This window comes from Kitasatospora sp. NPDC056800 (assembly GCF_042789775.1).
Taxonomy (GTDB): Bacteria; Actinomycetota; Actinomycetes; order Streptomycetales; family Streptomycetaceae; genus Kitasatospora.
Map to the genome: position 1 here is coordinate 22279 of NZ_JBHUAL010000029.1, position 22341 is coordinate 44619.

General features: G+C 73.6%; 23 protein-coding genes. 11 read left to right on the forward strand and 12 right to left on the reverse strand.

What is annotated here, in order from left to right; translation table 11 throughout:
- Nucleotides 1–266 precede the first annotated feature (266 nt).
- Complete coding sequence (locus ACFRQN_RS09725; RefSeq protein ID WP_380739507.1) at nt 267–1631, forward strand: wax ester/triacylglycerol synthase family O-acyltransferase; 1365 nt, start codon at nt 267–269, stop codon at nt 1629–1631.
- Nucleotide 1632: 1 nt separating this feature from the next.
- Here ACFRQN_RS09725 and ACFRQN_RS09730 read toward each other — a convergent pair whose 3' ends face one another.
- The 9 genes from ACFRQN_RS09730 to ACFRQN_RS09770 form a co-directional block, all read right to left on the reverse strand.
- Nucleotides 1633–2034 carry an NUDIX domain-containing protein gene (locus ACFRQN_RS09730; RefSeq protein WP_380739509.1) on the reverse strand — a complete coding sequence of 134 codons (402 nt, stop codon included), beginning with the start codon at nt 2032–2034 and terminating at the stop codon, nt 1633–1635.
- Nucleotides 2035–2103: 69 nt separating this feature from the next.
- Entirely contained in the window at nt 2104–2709 is a 606-nt protein-coding gene (locus tag ACFRQN_RS09735) for an NUDIX hydrolase (RefSeq protein WP_380739511.1), read from the reverse strand.
- A 70-nt stretch (nt 2710–2779) separates the two neighbouring features.
- Nucleotides 2780–3448, reverse strand: a complete 669-nt coding sequence (locus tag ACFRQN_RS09740; RefSeq protein ID WP_049655842.1) for an HAD family hydrolase — start codon at nt 3446–3448, stop codon at nt 2780–2782.
- A complete protein-coding gene (locus tag ACFRQN_RS09745) occupies nt 3445–4749 on the reverse strand; it encodes an MFS transporter (protein WP_380739514.1) in 1305 nt (434 codons plus the stop codon). The genes ACFRQN_RS09740 and ACFRQN_RS09745 overlap by 4 nt, the downstream gene beginning before the upstream one ends.
- A gap of 104 nt (nt 4750–4853) precedes the next feature.
- Nucleotides 4854–5387, reverse strand: coding sequence for a GTP cyclohydrolase I (folE, locus tag ACFRQN_RS09750; RefSeq protein ID WP_049650735.1), 534 nt, complete (start codon nt 5385–5387; stop codon nt 4854–4856).
- Between the two features lie 104 nt (nt 5388–5491).
- Nucleotides 5492–6574 carry a phosphoribosyltransferase gene (locus ACFRQN_RS09755; protein WP_380739516.1) on the reverse strand — a complete coding sequence of 361 codons (1083 nt, stop codon included), beginning with the start codon at nt 6572–6574 and terminating at the stop codon, nt 5492–5494.
- 29 nt (nt 6575–6603) lie between these two features.
- Nucleotides 6604–7098 (reverse strand): thiamine pyrophosphate-dependent enzyme, encoded by a 495-nt coding sequence (locus tag ACFRQN_RS09760; protein ID WP_375877042.1) that lies wholly within the window; start codon nt 7096–7098, stop codon nt 6604–6606.
- Between the two features lie 86 nt (nt 7099–7184).
- Nucleotides 7185–7694, reverse strand: a complete 510-nt coding sequence (locus ACFRQN_RS09765) for a thiamine pyrophosphate-binding protein (RefSeq protein WP_380739518.1) — start codon at nt 7692–7694, stop codon at nt 7185–7187.
- 9 nt (nt 7695–7703) lie between these two features.
- Nucleotides 7704–8009: a hypothetical protein gene (locus tag ACFRQN_RS09770; RefSeq protein ID WP_198959481.1), complete on the reverse strand. Its 306-nt coding sequence runs from the start codon at nt 8007–8009 to the stop codon at nt 7704–7706.
- A gap of 513 nt (nt 8010–8522) precedes the next feature.
- Here ACFRQN_RS09770 and ACFRQN_RS09775 point away from each other — a divergent pair.
- From ACFRQN_RS09775 to ACFRQN_RS09805, 7 genes are all read left to right on the forward strand, one after another.
- Nucleotides 8523–9689, forward strand: coding sequence for a type III PLP-dependent enzyme (locus tag ACFRQN_RS09775; protein ID WP_380739520.1), 1167 nt, complete (start codon nt 8523–8525; stop codon nt 9687–9689).
- A complete protein-coding gene (locus ACFRQN_RS09780) occupies nt 9686–10813 on the forward strand; it encodes a hypothetical protein (RefSeq protein ID WP_380739522.1) in 1128 nt (375 codons plus the stop codon). Before ACFRQN_RS09775 ends, ACFRQN_RS09780 begins: the two co-directional genes overlap by 4 nt.
- Nucleotides 10810–11655, forward strand: a complete 846-nt coding sequence (locus tag ACFRQN_RS09785; protein ID WP_380739524.1) for a hypothetical protein — start codon at nt 10810–10812, stop codon at nt 11653–11655. Before ACFRQN_RS09780 ends, ACFRQN_RS09785 begins: the two co-directional genes overlap by 4 nt.
- Before the next feature lie 10 nt (nt 11656–11665).
- Complete coding sequence (locus ACFRQN_RS09790; protein ID WP_380739526.1) at nt 11666–12766, forward strand: Gfo/Idh/MocA family protein; 1101 nt, start codon at nt 11666–11668, stop codon at nt 12764–12766.
- Between the two features lie 4 nt (nt 12767–12770).
- Nucleotides 12771–14639, forward strand: a complete 1869-nt coding sequence (locus ACFRQN_RS09795) for an amino acid adenylation domain-containing protein (protein ID WP_380739528.1) — start codon at nt 12771–12773, stop codon at nt 14637–14639.
- 67 nt (nt 14640–14706) lie between these two features.
- Nucleotides 14707–15906 carry a cytochrome P450 gene (locus tag ACFRQN_RS09800; RefSeq protein ID WP_380739530.1) on the forward strand — a complete coding sequence of 400 codons (1200 nt, stop codon included), beginning with the start codon at nt 14707–14709 and terminating at the stop codon, nt 15904–15906.
- Between the two features lie 30 nt (nt 15907–15936).
- Nucleotides 15937–16716 (forward strand): hypothetical protein, encoded by a 780-nt coding sequence (locus tag ACFRQN_RS09805; protein ID WP_380739532.1) that lies wholly within the window; start codon nt 15937–15939, stop codon nt 16714–16716.
- Between the two features lie 141 nt (nt 16717–16857).
- Here ACFRQN_RS09805 and ACFRQN_RS09810 read toward each other — a convergent pair whose 3' ends face one another.
- Nucleotides 16858–17688, reverse strand: a complete 831-nt coding sequence (locus ACFRQN_RS09810; protein ID WP_117486936.1) for an SAM-dependent methyltransferase — start codon at nt 17686–17688, stop codon at nt 16858–16860.
- Between the two features lie 315 nt (nt 17689–18003).
- On the opposite strand from ACFRQN_RS09810, the gene ACFRQN_RS09815 reads away from it, so the two are divergent.
- The 3 genes from ACFRQN_RS09815 to ACFRQN_RS09825 all read left to right on the forward strand — a co-directional run bounded on the left by ACFRQN_RS09815 (nt 18004) and on the right by ACFRQN_RS09825 (nt 19982).
- Entirely contained in the window at nt 18004–18567 is a 564-nt protein-coding gene (locus ACFRQN_RS09815; protein WP_147409059.1) for an RNA polymerase sigma factor, read from the forward strand.
- Between the two features lie 92 nt (nt 18568–18659).
- The gene (locus ACFRQN_RS09820; protein WP_380739534.1) at nt 18660–19262 is read left to right on the forward strand and encodes a hypothetical protein; all 603 of its coding nucleotides are present in this window, start codon (nt 18660–18662) and stop codon (nt 19260–19262) included.
- 147 nt (nt 19263–19409) lie between these two features.
- A complete protein-coding gene (locus tag ACFRQN_RS09825) occupies nt 19410–19982 on the forward strand; it encodes a MarR family winged helix-turn-helix transcriptional regulator (protein WP_375877031.1) in 573 nt (190 codons plus the stop codon).
- Nucleotides 19983–19985: 3 nt separating this feature from the next.
- On the opposite strand, the gene ACFRQN_RS09830 is transcribed toward ACFRQN_RS09825, so the two are convergent.
- Together ACFRQN_RS09830 and ACFRQN_RS09835 are read right to left on the reverse strand one after the other, a co-directional pair.
- Nucleotides 19986–20702, reverse strand: a complete 717-nt coding sequence (locus tag ACFRQN_RS09830) for a gamma-glutamyl-gamma-aminobutyrate hydrolase family protein (protein ID WP_380739536.1) — start codon at nt 20700–20702, stop codon at nt 19986–19988.
- Entirely contained in the window at nt 20699–22186 is a 1488-nt protein-coding gene (locus tag ACFRQN_RS09835) for an aldehyde dehydrogenase (RefSeq protein WP_380739538.1), read from the reverse strand. Before ACFRQN_RS09835 ends, ACFRQN_RS09830 begins: the two co-directional genes overlap by 4 nt.
- Between the last annotated feature and the right edge of the window lie 155 nt (nt 22187–22341).

Here is a 22341-nt window from a genome sequence, read left to right on the forward strand (position 1 = left end):
CGTGTCGGCGGCCGGTCCGCGACCGCCGGATGTCCGTCGTTCGGACGGTTCGGACGGTAGCCACCCGCCGGGGGACGCGGAATCCGGAACCATACGGACTGACAGCGGCGGGGCCGGGCGCGGAGACTGGTGCGTTCCCGGAGCGTCGGGTCGTCGGCCCGCGGACAGGTGCCGATTCGGCCGCGCGTCCCTGTCCGACGGCGCGCTCTTGTCCGGCGGTGCCGCCGCCACCAGACTGGTGACCGGACGCGGACAGGAGGGGTGCTGTGGCCAGGATCAGGATGCCCGACCGGGTCTTTCTCGCCTTGGAGTCCGCCACCACTCCCCAGCACGTGGCGCTCCTGGCCACCTTCGGGCCGCCCGCCGGTGCCGAGCCCGGGCCGTACGTCCAGCGCCTGTTCGAGCGGCTCGTCGCCGCGCCCGTCGCGGCCCCCTTCACCTTCCGGCCGCGCCACGCACGCTGGGGGGCCTTAGACGGCACCTGGGAGGTGCTCGCCGGGCAGGACGTCGACCGGTCGTACCACCTGCGCCGCTCCGCGCTGCCCGCGCCCGGCGGCGAGCGCGAACTGACCGACCTGGTCTCCCGGTTGCACGCCCGGCCGCTCGACACCACCCGGCCGCTGTGGGAGTGCCATCTGATCGAGGGCCTGGCGGACGGCCGGTTCGCCCTGTACGTCAAGGTGCACCACGCGCTCACGGACGGGCTCGGCGTCCAACAGCGCCTGCGGCGCATGCTGAGCACCGATCCGCGGGACGAGGGGCTGCGCCCGCTGTGGAGCATCGCCGCCCCCGCCGACCACAGCACCGGGGCGGAAGGACCGACGGCCCGCGGGCTCGCGGCCACCGCGCTGGGCCTCGGCCGGGCCGCCAGGACCATGGCGCGGGGCGTGCGGGCCAGGGCCGACCGCACCCGCGCGGTGCCGTTCCTGGTCCCGCGCTCCCCGCTGAACGCCGCCGTCGGGCGGCAGCGCCAAGTGATCACCCGCAGCTACGAGTTCGACCGGTTCCGGGCGGTGGCGAAGGACGCCGGAACGACCGTCAACGACGTCCTGCTGGCGGTGTGCGGGGGCGCCCTCCGGCAGTGCCTGGCCGCGGCCGGGGCGCTTCCGGCGCGGTCCCTGACCGCTGGCACCCCCGTCTCGACGAGGGAGACGGGCGACGCGTCCACCGCCAACTCCTTCGCCATGACGGTCATGAGCCTCGGCACCGACGTGGCCGACCCGCTGGAGCGGCTGCGCGCCGTGGCCCGGTCCAGCGCGCTGGCCAAACGGGAGCTGGGCGAGCTGCCGAAGGGCTCCACCGGGCTCTACGGGGCCCTGTTCACCTGGCCGTTCGTCGCGCAGAACGTGCTGGGCCTGGGCGGCGCGACCCGGCCCCCGTACAACGTCGTGGTGTCGAACATCCCCGGCTCCTCGCAGCGGATGTACTTCGCCGGCTGCCCGTTGGAGACGGTCCACCCGCTGGGCAGCGTCTGCCACGGGGTCGGCCTGTTCATCGCGGCCCGCTCGGCGGGCGGCCGGTTGAACCTGGGCCTGGTGGGGGACCGCTCCCTGCTCGCCCCGCTGGACGGGCTGGGGGACGCGCTGGGCGACCAACTCGGCCTCCTGGAGGAGGCGTTGGGAACGACGTAGGTCAGCGCAGCAGCCCGTCGACCCGCAGCCGGTCGAAGATGATCCGGTCCACGGGGGACGTCCGGTGCCGGTCGGCGTGGGTGAGCCACACCAGCTCGGCGATCTCACTGGCCGGCGCGAGCACCCCCTCGTACGCGGCGGTGTAGCAGGTCATGCGGACGACCACGCCCTGGCCGTGCCCGTGGGCCTGGGCCTCGAAGACGCCCAGCAGGGCGGCCGAGTCCCGTACGACGGCGACGGACAGCTCCTCCTCGATCTCCCGGCACAGCGTGTCGAGGTCGCTCTCCCCCGGCTCCCGCTTCCCCCCGGGCAGGTAGTAGGCGTCCTTGCCGTGGGACCGCGTGCTCAGCACCAGGCCGTTCTCCAGGTGGATCCACGCCACCTTGTCGATGAGCGCCGCCATGGACCAGTCCTCCTGTTGCTCCGACCGGTTGCTCCGGCCGGTCCCCGAGGATACCGCCCCCACCGGCCCTCAGCCGTCCAGCAGTTGCTCCGTACAGGTGGTGACGACCTGCCGCACGGCGTGGGTCAGGTCGGCCGCCAGCGCTTCGTCCAGCGTGAGCCAACGGGGCGCCTCGCCCTCCTCGTTGACGGTGACGCGGCCCCCGTCCGGCACCGTCAGCAGGTACACGTGCCAGACGTGCGCGTCGGATCCGCGTCGGCAGGAGTCGCCCGGGATCGGGAACGTGGCGACGAACCGGAGCCGGTCGCCGGCGGTCAGGCCGACCTCCTCGCGCAGTTCGCGGGCCGCGGCGTCGGCCGGGTCCTCGTCCCGGTCCACATGGCCGGCCGGGACCGTCAACGCGTAGGGGAACGCGACGCGTTGGAAGAGCAGGAACCTGTCCGCCGGATCGCGGACGAAGACCGCCGCGGTCTCGTGCCAGTACTCGCCGTCCTCGGCGGACCACCAGGAGATGCCGGGGTCGATGACGATGGCCCGGGCGCTGCGCCCACCGCAGTTGCCGCAGCGGACCTCCCGCCTGCCCCCGGCCGTGGTCCAGGCGACGGGGCCGCCCCGGCAGAGCACACAGTACTCCGCGTAGGTGTCCGGGGCCGGGCGTAGCGTCTCGATGTTCATCCTGGCCTTCCGCGCCGGTAGACGCCCACGGGCGCCCACGGACGCCGGCGGGCGGGGTGCGCCGCCCCGGTCAGGGCAGCAGGTCGGGCAGCTGCCGTACGTCGTCGAGGACGTGCTCGGCACCGGCCCGTTCGAAGTCCTCGCGCGTGTGGAAGCCGGTGGCGACGCCGACGAAGCGCAGCCCGGCCCCGGTGGCCGCCGCGAGGTCGATGAGGGCGTCGCCCACGTACCAGACGTCGTCCACACCGACCCCCCTTCCGCTCAGCGTCGCCAGCGCGGCGTCGAACACCCGGGGGTCCGGCTTGTGGTGGGGGCTGTCGTCCGCTCCCTGGAGCAGGACGAGCCGGTCCGTCCGCACGCCGATCCGTTCGACGTCCCGGAGGGCCGAGAGGCGGTTGGTGGACGTGACGACGCCGACGCCGACGCTCCGGCGCCAGAGCTCGTGGACGACCTCGACGGCGCCGGGGAGGGGCCGTTTGAGGAACTCCTCCTCCAGCGAGAGGTTCGCCTCGCGCATCCGTTCCAGGGTGTCGCTGTCGCGGTAGAGGGCGCGGATCATCGCGTCGAAGGGCTTGCCCCAGTGCAGCGCCAGCTCGGCGTCCGTCAGGTCGATCCCGTAGAACCGCCGGGCGACCGCCTTGTGGTGGGCCCACTTGACCTCCGCGGTCACCACCAGGGTGTCGTCCAGGTCGAAGAGGACGACGCGGGGCCCGCGGCCCGCACGCGTTCCGGACGTCATGACGTGAGATCCCTTCCGCCGGGTCCTCCGTACGGTACCGCCGCCCGGTCCCCCGCCGCCTCCGCCTGCCCGCCGCGTGACCGGGGTCGGGCGGGACCGCGCGGCGCGGGCAGGGAGACCGCCAGGAGCAGCGCGACGCCGACCACCGTGAAGGCCAGCGCGGCCAGCCCGGCGCCGGCCCATCCGGCGCCGTCCACGGCCAGGCTGAAGGCCGGCGGCCCGACCAGCGTGCCGAGGCTGCCGAGCTGGGCGACCAGCCCGTTGGTGACGTCGGCGCGCCGGGGGCTGCCGGCGATCCGCGGCACCGCCGCGAACATCGCGGAGATCATCACCCCGTCGACCACCAGGCCGACGCAGGCCAGGACCATCACGGCCACCACGGGGAGGCGCAGCGCGAAGACCAGGAGCGCCGAGACGGGCAGCAGGGCCAGCACCGGAGTCATCGCGAGCAGCCCGACGCCCCGGCGCAGCAGCAGCCCGCTGAGCGCGCTGCCGAGCACGCTGCCGAGGGAGACCACGGCGGCGACGACGCCGGCGGTGGCCGTGGAGGCGCCGCGTTCCTCCGTCAGGAACGTGGGCAGCAGCACGACGATCGCGACCCCGGCCAGGCAGACGCAGGCGAAGCTCAGCGCGAAGAGCACCGGGGGGATCCAGCCGGTCCGCGGGGGCGGCGCTCCGGTGCCCTCGGCGGCCGGGTCCGCCGTCGGCCCGCGGGCGGCGGCGGGGCGGGTGGCGCCGACCGCGACCGCCAGCACGAGCGGGAGGAGCGCGGTCGCGCCCATCCAGCCGCGCCAGCCGATCGCGCCGCTGACCGCTCCCCCCAGGGCGGTGGCCAGGGCGAGTCCGGTGGGGACGCAGGTGCCCCACAGCGCCAGCGCCGTGGCCTGCGCCCGCCCCTCGGCCAGCCGGGTCAGCATGATCGGCCCGCCGACGAAGACCAGGAGGTAGCCGAAGCCCTGCGCGGTGCGCGCCGCCAGCAGCGGCGACCAGCTGCCCGCGAAGGCCGTCGCCGCCACGGACAGGGTGGTGAGGACGAGCCCGCCGGCCAGCGCCTTCCGGGCGTCGAGCCGGCTGATCCACCACCCGGCGGGGACGCCGAGGACGGCGCTCACCGCGGTGATGCTGGAGGTCGCCCAGGCGAACTGGCCGAGGGAGAGGTGCAGGTCCCCTCGGATCTCGGACCCGAGCGGGGAGAGCGCGCCCAGCCCGAAGGCGGCGAAGACCCCGGAGAGCCAGGTGGTCACGATGGCCGGCCACGGTGACCCGGTGCTCTCGCGGCGCGCGACACCGTTCTTGCGCATGGTTCGCTCTCCAGGGAAGTGGACGGGCTGACGGGCGGGCCGGCACCGGCCGGTCGTGTGATGAGAGGGGAGGAGGAGTCGGCACCCTCCCATCACACGACGCGTCAGTGCTGCGGGCCGTAGGCCGTCAGCAGTTCGACGTCACCGGTCACGTACGTCGTGTCGGTGATGACGGTCTGGTCGGACGGGCCGCGGCTGCACATGCACATGTGCCGGCCGCTCGACTCCACGCGGACGGCGCGAGCCCCGCCGGAGGCCATGATCTCCTCGGCGATGTCCTTCACCAGGTGCTCCTGGATCTGGAACCGCTTGCTGAAGGCCTGGACCAGGCGCGGGAACTTGCCGAGCCCCAGGATCCGGTTCCCGGGGACGTAGGTGATGTCGACCTTGCCGTAGAAGGGCAGGAAGTGGTGGGCGCAGATCGAGTAGTAGTTGATGTCGTGCACCCGGACGACGCCCTGGTGGTCGCCCTCGACCAGGACGGTCGTCTTGAGGATCTTGGAGGTGTCGGTCTCGTAGCCGCTCAGCAGCTCCCGGTACGCGCGGACGATGCGGGGCTCGCACTCGGGTTCGGTGTACCAGTCCAGGGCCCGCTTGTCCGTGGTGACGTTGTCCCGTAGCCACTCGGCGATCGTCATGTGGTCTCCGTTCTCGGTCCGTCCGGCGGACTCCGCCGCCGGCCTCGCCGGGGCTCCGGCGAAGTCTTCTGGTGGGGTGGGAGGTTGAAGACCGTCGGCGGTGCTCAGCGCGGCGGCTCCCCGGGTGCCAGGCGTGCGTCGGCGTAGGCGTCGAGGGAGGCCGTCTCCGCGTACTCGTGGGCCCGGCGTCCCAGCGCGTGGAGTTCGGCGTGGTCGACGCCGAGGTGCCGGACGTTCTCCGGCGCCGCCCAGCCGATCCCCTCCAGCCAGTCGTCCAGGGGGCGGGCGTACCGGTCGAGTCCGGCGGTGCTCCGGCCCAGGTCGGCCAGCGAGAGTCCGGCGTCGCTCCCCCGCCGTCGTACCTCCGTCCACCAGGCCGCCCGGAACCGCCGGTGCTCGCCGGGCGTGAAGGCGCGCACGCCGCCGTCGTAGACGGCGCACTTCTCGAAGAGGCTGTCCCGGTGGCCCAGCCGGTGCAGTTCGAAGTCCGGGGTCGACCAGCGGGGGGACCGCAGGAAGTCGAAGGGCAGTTGGGGGAAGGCCTGCCCGAGCCGGGTGCGGTCGGGCAGCTCGAACAGTGCCTCCAGGGCCACGATGACGGCGCTGAACCGCTCGCCCCGGTGGGCCAGTTCGGCGAAGTAGTCCCGCAGGCGCCGCACACCCTGCCGGGATCCGACGGTCAGCACCAGGTAGCCGGCGATCTCCGCGCCGCGGCCGTGCGCCGCCTGCCGGGCGGCCCGGAGCACCTTCTCCACCGTCGCCCCGGTGCCGATGATGTCCCCGAGCACCAGCAGCTGCCGCCCGGCGAACTCCCAGCGCTCGTAGGAGATGTCGAGCGGGTGGGCGGCTCCCCGGTCGGTGCCGACGAAGCTCACCGCCTCGGGGTACCCGAAGCGGTGCGACAGCGCGCTGTCGACGCCGAAACTGAGGCCCCCGCGCAGGATGGTGACGACCGTCGTCGCCTCGGTCGCCAGGGCTCCGGCCACCGCCGGATCGGCCTCCGCCACCAGGTCGAGCGCGGTCGACACCGCGGTGCCGAGCAGCGAACGGTACCGGTGGCCCGAGACGGCCGGGTCGGTGAGGAGGGTGCGCGAGGCCGCGGTCGAGCAGACGAGGACCCTGGTCGGGGAGCCGGCGGGGTCCAGGCCGTAGCAGGCCGCGTCGTCGCTGTGCAGGAGGTACTTCACCGGATGATCCACCAACTCCACGGATAGGGTCACGGTTTGAGCGCGGGCCGCCTCGGCGTTCGCCCGGTGCGTTCGGCCAGCACCCGCTCCACCTGGTACGAGGACTCGACGCCGTCGACCGTCTTCAGCGCGTCCGGTGCGGGTGCCGGGTTGTGCACGGAGGCGATCAGCACCGTGCCGGACAGCGGCAGCACCTCCGGCACCTGGTGCGGCGCTTCGACGAGGACCGACTTCAGTCCGACGGCGCCGAAGAGCGCGCTCCAGTCCAGGGCCGTCCCACGACTGGGCAGCCCGCCGCCGGACTCGTACAGGTGGTTGTCGATGACGGCCAGTGTGTAGTTGCCGAGCCTCGGCAACTGGTCGCCCAGTGCGGTGAGTACGGACAGGTTCATCAGGAAACCGCCGTCGGTGTCGATGCCGACCACGGACAGCGGGGCCGCCGCCATGGCCATTCCCAGGGAGATCGCGGTGACGTCGCCCATGGTGTCGGTGAAGAGGGTGTCGGCGGGACGGAGCGCGTACATCACCTCGCTCGTCCGACCGAGCGGCGCGACCGACACCGAGTCCGCGGGGAGCCTGGCGTACAGGGCTTCGAGGAATTCGGCGGTTTCTATGGCGCACCCCTCAGTTCCGCCGTCATTCCGGCGTTCGCCACGAGTGCCACGCTCCGCTGCCCGGTGTCGAGCGTGGCGTAGGCCTTGCGGAGGCATTCCGCCAACTCCGCGCAGGAATGGACGTCCGCGGTCACCAGGGAGAGCATCGCCGTGTGCCGGTGCATCGTCTCCTCGTGCGGAATTCCCCACCAGTTCGGTTCGCCGAAGGCCCCGCGCCGGGAGATCAGCAGCGCGGTGTGCAGCCGGTGGCTCATGGTCAGCCGGGCCAGGGTCTCGCAGGCCCGGCGCAGCCCCGAGTTCTCCATCACGACCAGCGGACGGGCGCCGGCCAGTCGGGCGCCGGCCGCCAGGCCGACCGCCGTGGCCTCGTCGTTGACCTGCACGTACCGGATCTCACGCCGTGCCGACGCCTCCCGGCACAGCGGTGCCAGGAGCGAGTCGGGCACCGCGTAGACGATCTCCACGCCCGCCTCGACGAGCGCCTCGTACGCCGCGACAGCCGACATGGGGCAGCCTCACCTGGTGGTGGCCAGCAACTCGACGATGATGTTCGAGTAGTGGCCGTCCCCGATGTTCCGCAGCAGGTGCGGCTGTCCGGCCTCGTGGTAGACGGCGTCGCCGAGCTTGTCCTCCCCGACGTAGCCGGTGCCGTCCTTGTGCACGGTCTCCGCCCGGCCGCTCTCCGTGGCGACGTAGACGTAGTCGCAGGGGTGCTGGTGGATGATCGTCTCCTCCCCCGGGTCCAGCTCCAGGACCCACACCCTGACGCGGTCGTCGGAGTAGACGAGTTTGGTACCGACCTGCTCGATGTGCTCCTGCATGTGCGTACCCCGATCTGTCCCGTGAGCCGCTGCTGGTGGCGTGTTTCGCGTGACCGAGAATCTGCGGGTATCGAACGTCGTCAGACCACGGCCGATGCCGAGACTCTAGAGGCGCGCCCAACGGACAGCAACGGACCACCATCACCCCAACTCGTAATGAGCCAACCTGAGTTGAGCCCACCCGCGCACGGGGCGGCGCCTCGGGAGACGGATCCGCCGACCCGCCGGACCGACGCCTGACCAGCCGTCTCCCGGCGTCCGCCGACCGGCCGGGGAAACCGGAACCCCGTCATCCGGAAGTGGCATGACATGACCGAAAGCAGCCACCGGGCTCCAGGGGGCCTTGTCCTCCCCGGCCCGGCGGGGTCTCCTGAAGCCCGTCAGAAGGTGCGCCCGCACGACTCATGAGGAGCCCTCGGTTCTATGGACGTCGAGGTCGGGGAAACGACGACGAGAACGGCGTTACCGGAAACCCGGTGGGAGACACCGGCCTACCTCTACGACCTGGCCGCCGTGAGCGACGCCCACCGCCGCCTGGTGGGCTCACTGCCCGGCCCGGCCACCCTGCTCTACTCCCTCAAGGCCAACCCGCACCCCGCCGTCCTCGGCCGGCTGGCGGCGCTCGGCTGCCACGCCGAGGTCAGCTCGCCCGGCGAACTGCGCGCCGCCCTCCAGGCCGGCTTCCCGGCCGACGGGGCGCTCTACACCGGCCCCGGCAAACGCGACGAGGACGTGGCCGGGGCCCTCGCGGCGGGCGTCCGGCAGTTCTCCGTCGACTCCCCGCACGCCCTGGACCAGCTCGACCGGCTGGGCCGCGCCGCGGGCACGCGGGTGCGCGCGCTGCTGCGGGTCAACCCGCCCGTCCCCCCGGCCGGGGCCGGTCTCGCGATGACCGGCGGCCCCTCCCAGTTCGGCGCCGACCTGGCCTGGGTGCTGGAGCGGCCCGAGCTCTTCGCGGACCGGGAGCACGCGGAACTGGCCGGCCTGCACCTCTACATGGGCAGCAACCTGACCCGGGTGGACGCGCTGCTCGCGGTGTTCCGCTACGGGCTCGACGTCGTGCGGCGGATCGAGAAGGCGCTCGACCGCCGGCTCCCCGTGATCGACCTCGGCGGAGGCTTCGGCGCACCGTACGCCGTCCCCGGCGAACTGCCGCGGTTCGACGCGCTCAGGAGCCGGCTCGACACCCTGCTCGAGGAGGGGCTCCCCGGCTGGCCGGACGGGGAGCGGCGGGTCGTCTTCGAGTCGGGCCGCTACCTGACGGCGGGCTGCGGCCGGCTGCTGACCAGGGTGCTGGACGTCAAGCGCTCGCAGGGGCGGCGCGTCGTCGTCCTGGACACCGGCGTCAACCACCTGGGCGGGATGTCGGGGCTCCGCAAGGAGGACCGGATCGAGCCGCGCTTCCAGTGCGGTGACGATCCCCACGCGTCCGCCGTCCCCGACGGGACCATCGTCGCCGGTCCGCTCTGCCACCCGCTGGACGTCTGGACCAGGGACGCGCGCCTTCCGGACGTGGCCGTCGGAGACCTGCTGACGGTGCCGAACGTCGGCGCCTACGGCCTGCACGCGGGGCTGGCCCTGTTCCACTGCCACCCCATGCCGCTGGAGGTGGTGCTCGACGGGGAACGGGAGGTCGCCCGCGGCAGGTACGTCCTGGGCCGCGAGCGGAGCCCGCGGTGATCCGCGCCGTCCCCGGCCACCACGTCGTACACCCCGACCACCACCTCGTGAGCCCCGACCCGGGCTCCGACGTCACGACCCGCATCGAGGCCCCCGCCACGGGCGCGTTCACCATCGTCATGCGCGACGACACCTCCTACTGCGTACGGACCCTGGGCCGCGCACCGGCCGGGTGCGGCACCGTGTCGCCGGGCGGCTCGGCTCCCGCCGTCGCGGAGGCCTACCGCGCCTTCCAGCGGGACCTGAGGGACGCGCTGCGCACGGTAGTGCCACGGCCGGGCGGCCTCCGGTTCCACCTGGTCGACGCGCACCGGCTCGAACTGGCGGTCCGCCGCCGGGTCACCGGCGGGCCGCCGGTGAGCCTCGATCCGCTCCTCGACCGGGCGGTCCGGCCGCTGCGGGTCTCCCGGGGCTTCCTGCTCGGCGGCCGCCGGCAGGTCGGGCTGGTGCCGCGGCCCGGCGCCGCCCCCATCCGCGACCAGATCGCCTCGCTGCCACCGGACCCGGCCGGGCGGGGCTACACCCTCATCGAGGACGACATCGCCACCGGCGGGACCGTCGCCGCCGTCATCCGCCTGTTCCAGGACACGGGACGGCGGGTCCGGCACGTCATCCCCGGTATCCGGCTGGGCGGTTCGGCACATTCCCCCATCCTGGGCGCCACCGTCGACCCCGTGCTCCACTACCGGACCGCCGCCGCCGGGCCGGACGGGCCCGCCCTGGAACTGCTCGACCCGCGGAACTTCCTGCTCGGCCTCTCGGGGCTCGTCGTCCGGCTGCCGGACGGAACGTGGGGCCGCACACCGTACTGGCTCCCCTTCGTCCGGACCTCGGCCCGACTCGGCAGCCCCGCCGGGGCCGACCGGGAGTTCGCCGTCCTCATGCTGGAGGCCAACGCGCGCTTCTTCGCCCGCGTCGACCAGCTGCTGCGGCGCACCCTCCGGGTGGCCGACCTGCGACCCGACGCGCGCCGGCCGCTGTTGTCACTGGGGATGGCGGAGCCGGGCGAGCCGGTCCGGTCCGTCCTGCGCAAACTCCAGACGGGGATGGAGAGTTGGTCCGAACTGATCGCGGAGGTCGAGGAGCGGGGCACGGACGTGCCGGCCGGATCGGCCGCCCGGTGACCGGGCCCGGCCACGAGCCCTTCGCCGTGGTGCTCCTCGACGTCAACGGCACCCTGGTGCCCTCGGTCCCCAGCGGCCCTCCGGACGCCCTCGCCCTGCAGCGCTTCCGGCGGCTGGTGCGGCACCTGACCTCCGCGGGCGTCGCCGTGGGCCTCTGCTCGGACTCGCCGCTCCGGCAACTGCGGGAGTTCGGCACCCGGATCGGCCTGGGCACGGCGCCCGGGTTCCCGGTGATCGCCGAGAACGGCAACGTGGTCGCGGTCGACGGGACCGTGCGCGTCACCACCCCGTTCCCGGCGCTGCGGAGCCTTCGCGCCGAGGTGGCGGAGGCGGCCGCCGCCCACGGACTGACCCGGGTCGGCGACGCGGTGGCCCCCGAGTTCGGGGGCCGGCCGCCGACCGGCCGCACCTGGGCCTTCGGGGCGAACCGCCTGGCGTCCGCCAGCGTCTTCGGGCCCCCGGACTTCATCCACGACGTACGGCACCGGCTGACCGGCTGGAGCGCCGGGAGCCGCGTCGCCGTCTCCGTCGAACTCGGTCCGGGCGGCTCGTACGCCGGGATCCACCCCTATCCGCGCACGGAGTCCGGAAAGCGCGTGGCCCTGGCCGGACTGGCCGCGCGCGACCCGAGGAGCACCCTCCTCGTCGGGAACTCGCCCGCCGACTGGGTCCCCGGGGTGCCGGGCGTCAGGTGCGCGTTCGTGGCGGACCCCGCCGTGCCCCGGCACGTACGGGACGCGGCCTGGTACGTCTCGCCGGCGGCCGACCTGGAGGGGGTCGTCGACGTCCTGGGGCACGTGCTCCGACGACAGCCGCCGGCACCAGGACCAGCCCGTTTCTGAGGAGGCCGATATGGTACGTGTCCGTGTGGGGGTCGTGGGCTGCGGGATGATCGCGCAGCTGGTGCACCTCCCGTATCTGGCGGCGCTGCGCGACCGCTTCGACATCGTGGCGCTCTGCGACCGGTCCTACGACCTGGCCCGGTCGGTGGCCGAGCGCTTCCACGTCCCGAACGCCTACGCGGCCGTCGAGGACATGCTGGCGAAGACACCCGAACTGGACGCGGTCCTCGTCCTCACCACCGACCACCGGGAACCGGTGCTCACCGCCCTGGAGCACGGCAAGCACGTGTTCACCGAGAAGCCCCTCGGCCACACGATCGCGGAGACCGAGGAGGTGATCGCCGCCGCCGACCGCACCGGCTCCAAGGTCATGGTGGGCTACATGAAGCGGTACGACAGCGGCGTCCGGCGGGGCCTGGAGGAGATCGCGCGGATCACCCGGCCCGTCATGGCGAGGATCCACATCGTGGTGGGCCCCGAGTACGGGAACTGGATCATCCCCGAGCTGTCCCGGATCACCCGCTCCGGCGATCCCGACGGGGCGGCGGGGCCGGACGAGCGGCGCGGCCGGGTCGCCCGGGAGTTCGGCGCCGCCTCGCCCGAAGCGCTGGAAGCGTACATGGACATGTTCGGGGTGTGGAGCCACGACGTGAACGTCTACCGGGCCGCCTTCCCCGCGCCGCCGGCCTCCATCAAGGCGCACTGCTCGCCGGACGGCACGACGCTCACCGCCTCGCTCCTGTACTCCGACGGGTTCCAGTGCGTCTTCCAGGGCTCGTCCACCTCGGTCCGCCGGTTCGAGGAGAGCCTCACCGTCTGGGGCGAGGACCGCACGGTGATGCTGGACATCTCCAACCCCTTCCTGCCCAACGCGCCGTCGACCGTGCGGATCTGGCGTGACGAGGCACCGGCGGGGCCGGGCGTCGGCAGGGGGGCGGCCGTGGAGGAGACCGTCACGGGGTCCTACGAGGAGGCGTTCAAGGCCCAGCTCGCGCACTTCCACGAGTGCGTCGGCGCGCCGGGAGCACAGCCCCTCACCAACGCGCACGAGGCGCTCCTGGACACCCGGCTGATGATCGACATCGTCCGGGCAGCAACGGAACGGCCGTAGCGCCGTGAGCGGTTCCCCGCACGACCTCGGCGGAGCACGGGCCGACGCCGGGGCACAGGCCGACGCCGGGGCGCGCCTCCACCGGCTGTTCGCCGAACAGGTGGCGCGCACACCGGAGGCGCCGGCCCTGCTCTGGCAGGGCCGGCGGATCTCCTACCGCCGGCTCCTCGACAGGTCCCACCAGCTCGCCCGGTTCCTGCTCGCCCGCGGGACCGGCGCGGGGGACCGCGTCGGGATCTGCCTGGAGCGGGGGCCGCACCTGATCAGCGCGCTGTTCGGCATCCTCCGGGCCGGCGCCGCCTACGTCCCGCTCGACCCCGACTACCCCGTCGAGCGGTTGCGGTACGTCCTGGAGCACAGCGGCGCCGCCACCCTGCTGACGCGGAAGGGCCTCACCCCGCTCTTCGCCGACTACCGGGGCGGGATCGTCGACCTCGACGACGTCCGGACCCACCTCGACACGCTGCCCACCGAACCACCGGCCGGCTCCACTTCAGCCGGCTCCGGAGCGGACCCCGCCTACGTCATCTACAGTTCCGGCTCCACCGGCAGGCCCAAAGGCGTCCTGGTCGGTCACCGCTCGCTCGCGAACCACAGCTCCGCGGTGAACCGTCACTTCCGGTTCGGGCCGGGCGACCGGGTCCTGCAGTGCCGGCCCCTCGGCTTCGACGCCGCCGCCGAGGAGATCTTCCCGCCGCTCCTGCACGGCGCCGCCCTGGTCCTCGACGGCGACCCGCTCCGGCAGACGTACCGCGCCCTCACCCGGCAGGTGATCGACACCGGGACCACCTTCCTCAGTGTCCCCACCGCCTTCTGGCACGGCTGGGTGCGCGAGGAGGACTGCCTGGTCCGGCTGGCCGAGGAGTCGTCGCTCCGTCTGCTGGTCGTGGCGGGCGAGCAGGCGTCGCGCCACGCCCTGCTGACCTGGCGGCAACGGGTCGGCGAGCGGATCCGCTGGTGCAACGTCTACGGCCCGACCGAGGCGACCATCACCTCGACCGTCTTCGAACCGGGGGCCGACTGGAGCCCGGACCGCTTCTCCTCCGTCCCCATCGGCCACCCCGTCGCGAACGTGCGGTGCCACATCCTCGACGAGTCCCTGGCCCCCGTCCCGGCGGGCACGGTGGGCGAGCTGTACCTGGGCGGCGCGGGCCTGGCCATCGGCTACCTCGACGCGCCGGCCCTGACCGCGGAGCGCTTCGTGGCGGACCCGTTCCCGGGAGCGCCGGGAGGCCGCCTCTACCGCACCGGGGACCTGGCACGGTCGGACGCCGACGGCTGCATCGAGTTCGTCGGCCGCCGGGACCACCAGGTGAAGATCCGCGGCTACCGGGTCGAGCCGGGCGAGATCGAGGCGGTGGCCGGCGAACACCCCGCCGTCCGGGCGTGCGCCGTGGTGCTGGACGACAGCGACCCGGACAACCCGGCCCTGGGCCTTCACGCGGTCGTGAACGCTCACATGGCCCTGACGGAGCGGGAGTTGATCGGCTTCCTCCGCCGGAGACTGCCGTGGTACATGGTTCCCCCCGGCGTCCGCTTCCTCGCGGAGCTGCCCCTGACACCGCACGGGAAGATCGACCGCGCCGCCCTCACCTCCCCCGCGGACACCGGCTCCGCCGACGCCGGCGCCGCGTACACCGCTCCGCGCACACCGGTCGAGGCCGCGCTGGCGGCCATCTGGGAGGAGCTCCTCGACCGGCGCGACATCAGCGTGGACGCCGACTTCTTCCAGCTCGGCGGCCACTCCCTGCTCGCCGCCGGCCTGATCACCCGGATCCGTACGCGGCTGAACGTCAGCCTTCCGGTCCGCGTGCTGTTCGAGTCCCCGACCATCGAGGGGCTCGCCGCGGCCGTGTCGGACGCCCTGCTCTGACCGCGCTCCCGCCGACCGTTCACACCCCACTTCCACCTTCCACCTCCACCGACATCCGGAGCCATGGATGACCATCGACCTGTCGGATCCGCTGCTCTACCAGACCTCGGATCCGGAGCCGGTGTGGGCACGGCTGCGCGCCGAGCAGCCGGTGTACCGGAACGAGCGGGCCAACGGCGAGTTCTTCTGGGCGGTCATGACGCACCGCCTGTGCACGGACGTGCTGACGGACCCCCGGGTGTTCAGCTCCGAGAACGGCATGCGGCTGGACTCCGACCCGCGGGTGCTGGCCGCGGCGGCGGGCCGGATGCTCAACGTCACCGACCCTCCCCGGCACGACAGGATCCGCAAGGTCGTCAGCTCGGCGTTCACGCCCAGGACGGTCGACCGGCTGGAAGCCACCATGCGGCGGACGGCCGCGCGCGCCATCGAGGAGGCGGTGGCCGAGGGCGGCTGCGAGTTCACCCGCGTCGCGCAGACGCTGCCGGTCTCGGTCATCTGCGACCTGATGGGGGTCCCGGAGGCCGACTGGGAGTTCATGGTCGACCGGACCCGCTTCGCCTGGAGCTCCACCGCGCTCGACGCGGCGGAGGAGGCCAGGAAGGTCCAGGCCCACACCGAGATCCTCTGCTACTTCCAGGAACTGGCCGAGGAGCGGAGGAAGCAACCGCGGGACGACCTCCTGAGCGCCCTGGTGTGCGGCGAGATCGACGGGGTGCCGCTGACCGAACAGGAGGTCTTCTACAACTGCGACGCCCTGATATCCGGCGGGAACGAGACGACCCGGCACGCCACCGTGGGCGGGCTGCTGGCCCTCGCCCGCGACCCGGAGCAGTGGCGGATGCTCCGGGCGGACCCCGGCCTGATGCCCTCGGCGATCGAGGAGATCATCCGCTACACGTCCCCGGTCATGCACTCCCTCCGCACGGCCAGGGAGGAGGTGGAACTCGGCGGGCGGCCCGTCCGCGCCGGCGACCACGTCGTGGCCTGGCTGCCGTCGGCCAACCGCGACGAGGAGGTCTTCGCCGACCCGGAGCGCTTCGACATCGAACGCTCCCCCAACCGCCACCTGGGTTTCATCGTGGGCAACCACTACTGCATCGGCGCGGCGCTCGCCAGGCTCGAACTGACCGTGCTGTTCCAGGAACTCACCCGGCGGGTCCGGACGGTCGAGGTCACCGGCCCGGTCCGTCGCCTGCGCTCGAACCTCCTCTGGGGGTTCGACTCGCTCCCGGTGGCGTTCGTCCCGAGCCTCGAAAACCACTAGCGGAAGCCGATCCGAGGAGGCCGGTCACCAGTGCCCCGTACCGTGCGAAGAGACGCTCTCCTCCCCGACGCCCGGCGCACGGTGGAGACGTACGAGCGGAACCACGACACCCGCTTCACCCACCTGCTGCGGTTCGAACCCCAGGTGCTGGAGTCCCTGCACGCCCCGGGCGAACTGCCGGACAGCGTACGGGTCGCCTCCGACCAGCACCCCGGCGTGGTCGAGCGGATGGCGGTGGTCACGGCGGTCGCCAACCTCCCCGAGCAGCAGGCGGCGCACCGCCGCCGCTACCTCCGCGCCCTGCTCGACATCTACGGCATGCTGCCCGTCCGGGTGGCGGACGCCGCGTCCGTGCCGGGGGCGGTCGTCGTCGCACCGGAACGCGAGGGGCGGATCCTGGCCGAACTGCTCGGTGTGCTGCCCCGCCACCAGGGCTGGACGCCGCAGGCCAAGCGCATGCCCGCGGCCGGCGGCCTGCTGGTCGGCGTCGACCACCGGCTTCCCGCCCGGAGCGACCGGCTGGTGGTCGTCGACGGCGTCGTGGCCAGCGGAGTGACCCTCATGGCGGTGATGCACCTGACGGCCCGGCCGGGCGCCGCCGTCGACGTCTTCACCTGCCACGCGACCGCCGAGGGAGCGCTCGCGCTGGCCCGGTACGCGGAGCGGCGGGAGGTCTCGTTGACGCTCCACGTCGGCCACCTGTCGGGCGTCCTCGACGAGAGGTTCTACTCGGTGGACCCGGAGGACCGGGCGACCCTCCTCCTGGGCGACATCGGCGACACCATCAGCCCGGTCGCCCCGGGGACGTAGGGAGGCCGGAGCGGTACGGCGGCTGGGCCGCCGCCGTACCGCTCCTCCCCGACGGGCGGTCGCGCGGTGAGCGGGGCCGATTCGTCGTGACGGGCTTTCACACCGCGGGCGGCGGACTGCCAGACTGGTGCCGGGGGCCGGTCAGGGGCGGATGGCCACGGCGGCGAGGCAGGACGCCTCGGCGTCGCTGACGTGCGGGGCGTCCGGTTCGGGGCGCCAGCGGGGGGTGGAGGTGATGCCGGGGGCGAGGATGTCCCAGCCGGTGAAGAACCGGGCGAACTCGTCGGCGGCCCGGGCGCGGACCGGGTTGCCGTTGTCGCGGTAGACCTGCTCGATGCGGGCCGCGTCCTGGGGGGCGTAGTCGGGGGTGAAGTGGCTGATCACCAGGGCGGAACCGCGGGTCGGCAGCGCGTTCCCGAGCGTCTCGGCGATCTCGTGGGCGCCCTCGGGGACGAAGTGGAGCAGGGCGACGAGGCTCAGGGCGATCGGCCGGGTGAAGTCGAGGACACCGGTGGCGCGGACCGCGTCCAGGAGGGCGTCGGGGTCCCGGACGTCGGCCTGGACGTAGGCGGTCCGCCCTTCGGGGCTGCTGCGCAGGAGGGCCTGGGCGTGGGTGAGGACGATGGGGTCGTTGTCCGCGTAGACGATCCTGGCCCGCGGTTCGATGCCCTGGGCGATCTCGTGGAGGTTGGGCGAGGTCGGGATGCCGGTGCCGATGTCGAGGAACTGGGTCACGCCGCCGCGGGCGAGCGCGCGGGTGGCGCGGTGCATGAACGTCCGGTTGGCGCGGGCCGCCGACCGGGCCTGGGGGAAGACCGCGAGGGCGTGCCCGGCGGCCTCCCGGTCGGCGGGGAAGTTGGTCGTGCCGTCGAGGAAGTAGTCGTAGATCCGCGCCGAGTGCGGGCGGTGGATGGCGAGGTTGACCTCGGCGCCCGGCGGAGTGGCGATGTCGTCGTGCTGCTCTGCTGCCATGGTGCGTTGTCCCCCTGCGTCGGCGTCATGTCGTGCCCGCAGGCCGGCGCGCCACAACCCGTGGCGCAGCGTGGCGAACCCTTGCGCGGGCCATCGTTCAGCTCAACGTGACGATATCTGATCACATGTGACTGATCACCATCTGACAAGTCATCACATGCCAGTTCATACAAACCTTTTTGGGATCCCCTTCACATCAGGCTTTTCAGGACGATTGGATGTCCGTACGGAGGACGGCCGTTCTCCACCTGACTCCACCGTTCCCGACCCCCGGGTCGGCCGAACGTCGTCCGCACGGGCGACGAGGAGGATCATTTGACCAGCGACGACGAGTGGGCAGCCGTGCGCCCCACTCATCGGCTGTCCTACCAGGCTTTCTGCGACAGCCGCGAAGAGACCTGGCGCGGAGTCGCCTGGGCCCGGTTGCACGACCAGGAACTCGTCGACCAGGCGGTCCGCAGCACCCGCCGGGAACTGGGGCAGGACTGGCTCGGCGCGCTGAGCCAGCCCGACATCGAGGCCCACGCCTGGATGATCGCCAAGCGGTGCATCGCCGACCGGGAGATGAGCGCCGGCCAGGCCCCGCCCAGCGCGGTCGTCCCGGACTGGATCGTCGCCATCCGAGGCGCCCAAGCCCTGGCCCGCGTCAGCCTGGAGAACCTCGACAACGACTACGAGGAGCTCTACAAGGCGATCCTGCGGCTGCCGGAGCGCCAGTACGACATGATCGTGCTCCGCTACATGCTGGACATCGACTACCCGACGATCGCCACCTACCTCGGCATCACCGAGACCAACGCCCGCACCACCACCAGCCACGGCCTGGCCAAGCTCCGCCGCCTCCTCGGCACCGACACCACCATGGGGGACATGCAGTGACACGGGGACACGACCGCCGGGCAGCCACCCCCCGGAACCGGTACGACGGGAACGGCGACGGACCCGACGGACCGGTCGAGCTGCCCGACGGCGTGTCCGGTCCCGACCTGCGCCGACTCGTCCGCGCCCGCGCCCCCCTGGGCGCCGAGCACCTCCAGGCCCGCCACGAACTCGACCTCGCCGCGACCCTGATCATCGCCCAGCCCGAGGCCGCCGACTCCCTGGAGGCCCTCACCAACAACCGGCGCCGCATCCACCCCGGCGGCGCGCTCGTCCTGGCCGCACTGCTCCACCTCGCCGGACACGACGACGGCTGCCAGTTCTGGCTGCAGTTCGCCGCCGGCGGCGGCAGCACGACCGCCGCCAGCTGCCTCTCCTTCCTGCACGCCGCCCGCGGCGAGTTCCGCGACGCCGACTACTGGCGCAACCAGGCCGACCAGCTCGCCGCCGAAGCCCGTAACCCGACCGCGCCGCCCGCGCCCTGGCCCGGCCGGCCGCTCCCCCCCGCCGTGTGGGCCGACACCCTCGCCGCCTGCCACGACGGCCTGACCCTGCGCCTGCCACCGCGCGTGGCCGCCGTCGTCCACCAGCTGCCCGTCGCCACCGACGACGAGGACCACGGCGAGATCCCCCAGCCCTCCCCCACCCTCGTGGACGACCTCGCCCACGCCTCCGCCCCCGCCGCTCGCGCCTGAGCCCCGACCCGCCCCGCCCGGGCGGTCGCGCCGCGGGTGGGCGGATCCGGCCATCTAAGATGCCTGAGTCACTGGTACGGGCCCAAACCTCCGTGCCGGCGGCGCAGGCCATGTCCGATGCGGTGACGGCGAGACGAGGGAGCACCGGTGCCCAGCCAGCGGTCCATCAACGAGGCGGAGCGGCTCGTCCAGGCGAAGCTCGGCGGCATTCCGATCCGCCGGGAGCGGATGGCCGCGGTGGCCAACATCTACCGGGCCGCCTCCGCCGTCCGGCAGCACCTGGAGAACTCCGTGCTGCGCGGCTCGGACCTGACCTGGACCGCCTTCGTGGTGCTGTGGGTGGTGTGGGTCTGGGGCGAGTCCGAGACCCGGCACGTCGCCGAGGAGGCGGGGATCTCCAAGGGGACGCTGACCGGGGTGTCCCGCACGCTGGAGTCGCGCGGACTGCTGCGGCGCACCGACCACCCCACCGACGGACGGCTGGTGCTGCTCGCGCTCACCGAGGAGGGCGAGGAGTTCATGCGCGAGGTGTTCCCCGCGTTCAACGAGGAGGAGTCCTTCGTCACCGGCCGGCTGAGCGACGCGGAGTGCGTCGGCCTCGCCGACGGGCTGCGGCGCGTGGTGCTCCAGGTCGAGGAGTCGGGCGAGGAGCGGCGCCGCTCACTGCTGAACGGCGAGGAGCCCGCCCCGCGCCGCAGCGGCCGGCGCGCCCGTCGGTAGGACTCAGTCGGCGGCCCGCACCAGGGCGTCGAAGAGGCGCTGCTGGGCCGGGTCCTCGTGGGCGGCGTCCTCGGGGTGCCACTGCACGGCGGCGAACCAGCCCTCGTAGTCGGGGAGTTCGACGGCCTCGACGGTCCCGTCGGCGGCCCGGGCGGTGACGGCCAGGCCCTCCCCGAGGCGTTCCACGTGCTGGTGGTGGTAGCAGGACACCCGGACCTCCCCGGCGCCGGTGATCCGGGCCAGCGCGGAGCCGGGCGCGAGCGGGACGGGGTGCCGCAGGTGGCGGTGGTCCCGTCCGGGGCCGCCCATGTCCTGGTGCAGGGTGCCGCCCAGCACCGTGTTGACCACCTGGAGTCCGCGGCAGACGGCCAGCAGCGGCAGTCCGCTCGCGAGGGCCCGCCGGGCGAGTTCCAGGTCGAACGCGTCCTGCTCCTCGTCCACGTCGTAGACGGCCTCGTGGGCGTCGGGCGCCCCGTAGCGGTGGGGTGCCAGGTCGCCGCCGCCGGGGAGCAGCAGCGCGTCGAAGCGGGAGAGCCGGGCGGCGACCTCCTCGGGGTCCGCGGCGCCGCCGGGCGCGTGCGGGTGCAGGGTGGCGGGCTCGCCGCCGGCCCGCCAGACGGCCTCGACCAGCGCGCGGGCGCTGACCTCCGCGGCGTACCGCAGCGCGGAGGTGGTGGCGGCGAAGCGGGCCGGCACGGCGATCAGCGGGCGACGGGTCACAACTGGATCCAGGTGGTCTTGAGTTCGGTGTACTTCTCCAGCGCGTGGGCGGACTTGTCGCGTCCGTTGCCGGACTGCTTCATGCCGCCGAAGGGCACGGTGAGGTCGCCCTCCTCGTAGCAGTTGACCCAGACCGTACCGGCCCTGAGGGCGCGGGAGACCCGGTGCGCGGTGGACAGGTCGGAGGTCCACAGGCCGGCCGCGAGGCCGTACTCGGTGGCGTTGGCGAGGGCGACGGCCTCGTCGAGGTCGTCGAAGGCGAGGACGGAGAGCACCGGGCCGAAGACCTCCTCGCGGGCCAGCCTGCTGTCGGGGGCGACCCGGTCGAAGACGGTCGGTTCGAGGTAGGAGCCGCCGGTGCCGGTCAGGGTGCGCCCGCCGCCCGCGCGCAGGCGGGCGCCGTCGTCGAGGGCGGTGCGGACGTGGCCGAGCACCCGGTCGAGGTGGTGCTCGCCGACCAGGGCGCCCATCTCGGTGGCAGGGTCGAGGGGGTCGCCCACCCGCAGGGCGCGGGCGCGCGCCACGACGGCCTCGGTGACCTGCTCGGCGACGGAGCGGTGGACCAGCAGCCGGGAGGGCGCGGTGCACATCTCGCCCTGGTTGAAGAAGATGCCCCAGGCGGCGGTGGCCGCGGCCCGCTCCAGGTCGGGGGCGTCGGGCAGGACGATGTTGGGCGACTTGCCGCCCAGCTCCAGCCAGACCCGCTTGAGGTTGGAGTCGGCGGAGTAGCGCAGGAAGTGGCGGCCGACGGCGGTGGAACCGGTGAAGGCGAGGACGTCCACGTCGGGGTGGAGGCCGAGGGCCTGGCCGGCCACCGGTCCGTCGCCGGCCACGACGTTGAGCACGCCCGGCGGCAGCCCGGCCGCGAGGCCGATCCGTCCGAGCAGCAGGGCGGACAGCGGGGAGTGCTCCGAGGGCTTGAGAACGACCGTGCAGCCGGCGGCCAGGGCCGGGGCGATCTTCCAGCCGGCCAGGGTGAGCGGGAAGTTCCACGGGACGACCGCGCCGACGACCCCGGCGGGCTCCCGGGTGACGAGGGCGAGGGCGTCGGGCGCGGTGTGCGGGGACTCGTCGGTGAGCTTGTCGGCGAGCCCGCCGTACCAGCGGAAGGTGGTGATGACGGCCCGCAGTTCGATGTCGTGGGCGTCGGTGACCGGTTTGCCCATCTCCAGGCTGATGGTGAGCGCCAGTTCGGTCCGCCGCTCCTCCAGGAGGTCGGCGAACCTCAGCAGGATCCGTCCGCGGTCGGCCGGGGAGAGCCGCGGCCAGGGGCCGTGGTCGAAGGCGCGGCGGGCGGCGGCGACGGCCGCGTCGACCTCGGCCGGGCCGGCGTCGGCGGCCTCGGCCAGCACCCGGCCGTCGCGGGGCGACACCACGGGGAACGCGCCGTCGCCGGGTTCGTCGGCGCCGTCGATCAGGTGCGTGACGGCCGGTTCCAGCGCCTCGGCCCGGCGCAGCCAGTCGTCGTGGGTGGCGAGGGTCATCGGGTCCTCCGGAGCACGTGGGTGCGGGGTGGGTGGCGGGCGCCCCGCCGGCGGGGGGGGGCCGGGGGGAAAGAGAGCGGGGGGGGGGGGCCGCCCCGGGGGCGGGGGCGGGAGGGGGGGGTTGGCCCGCCCAGCCCCCAGACCACCCCGCCCGC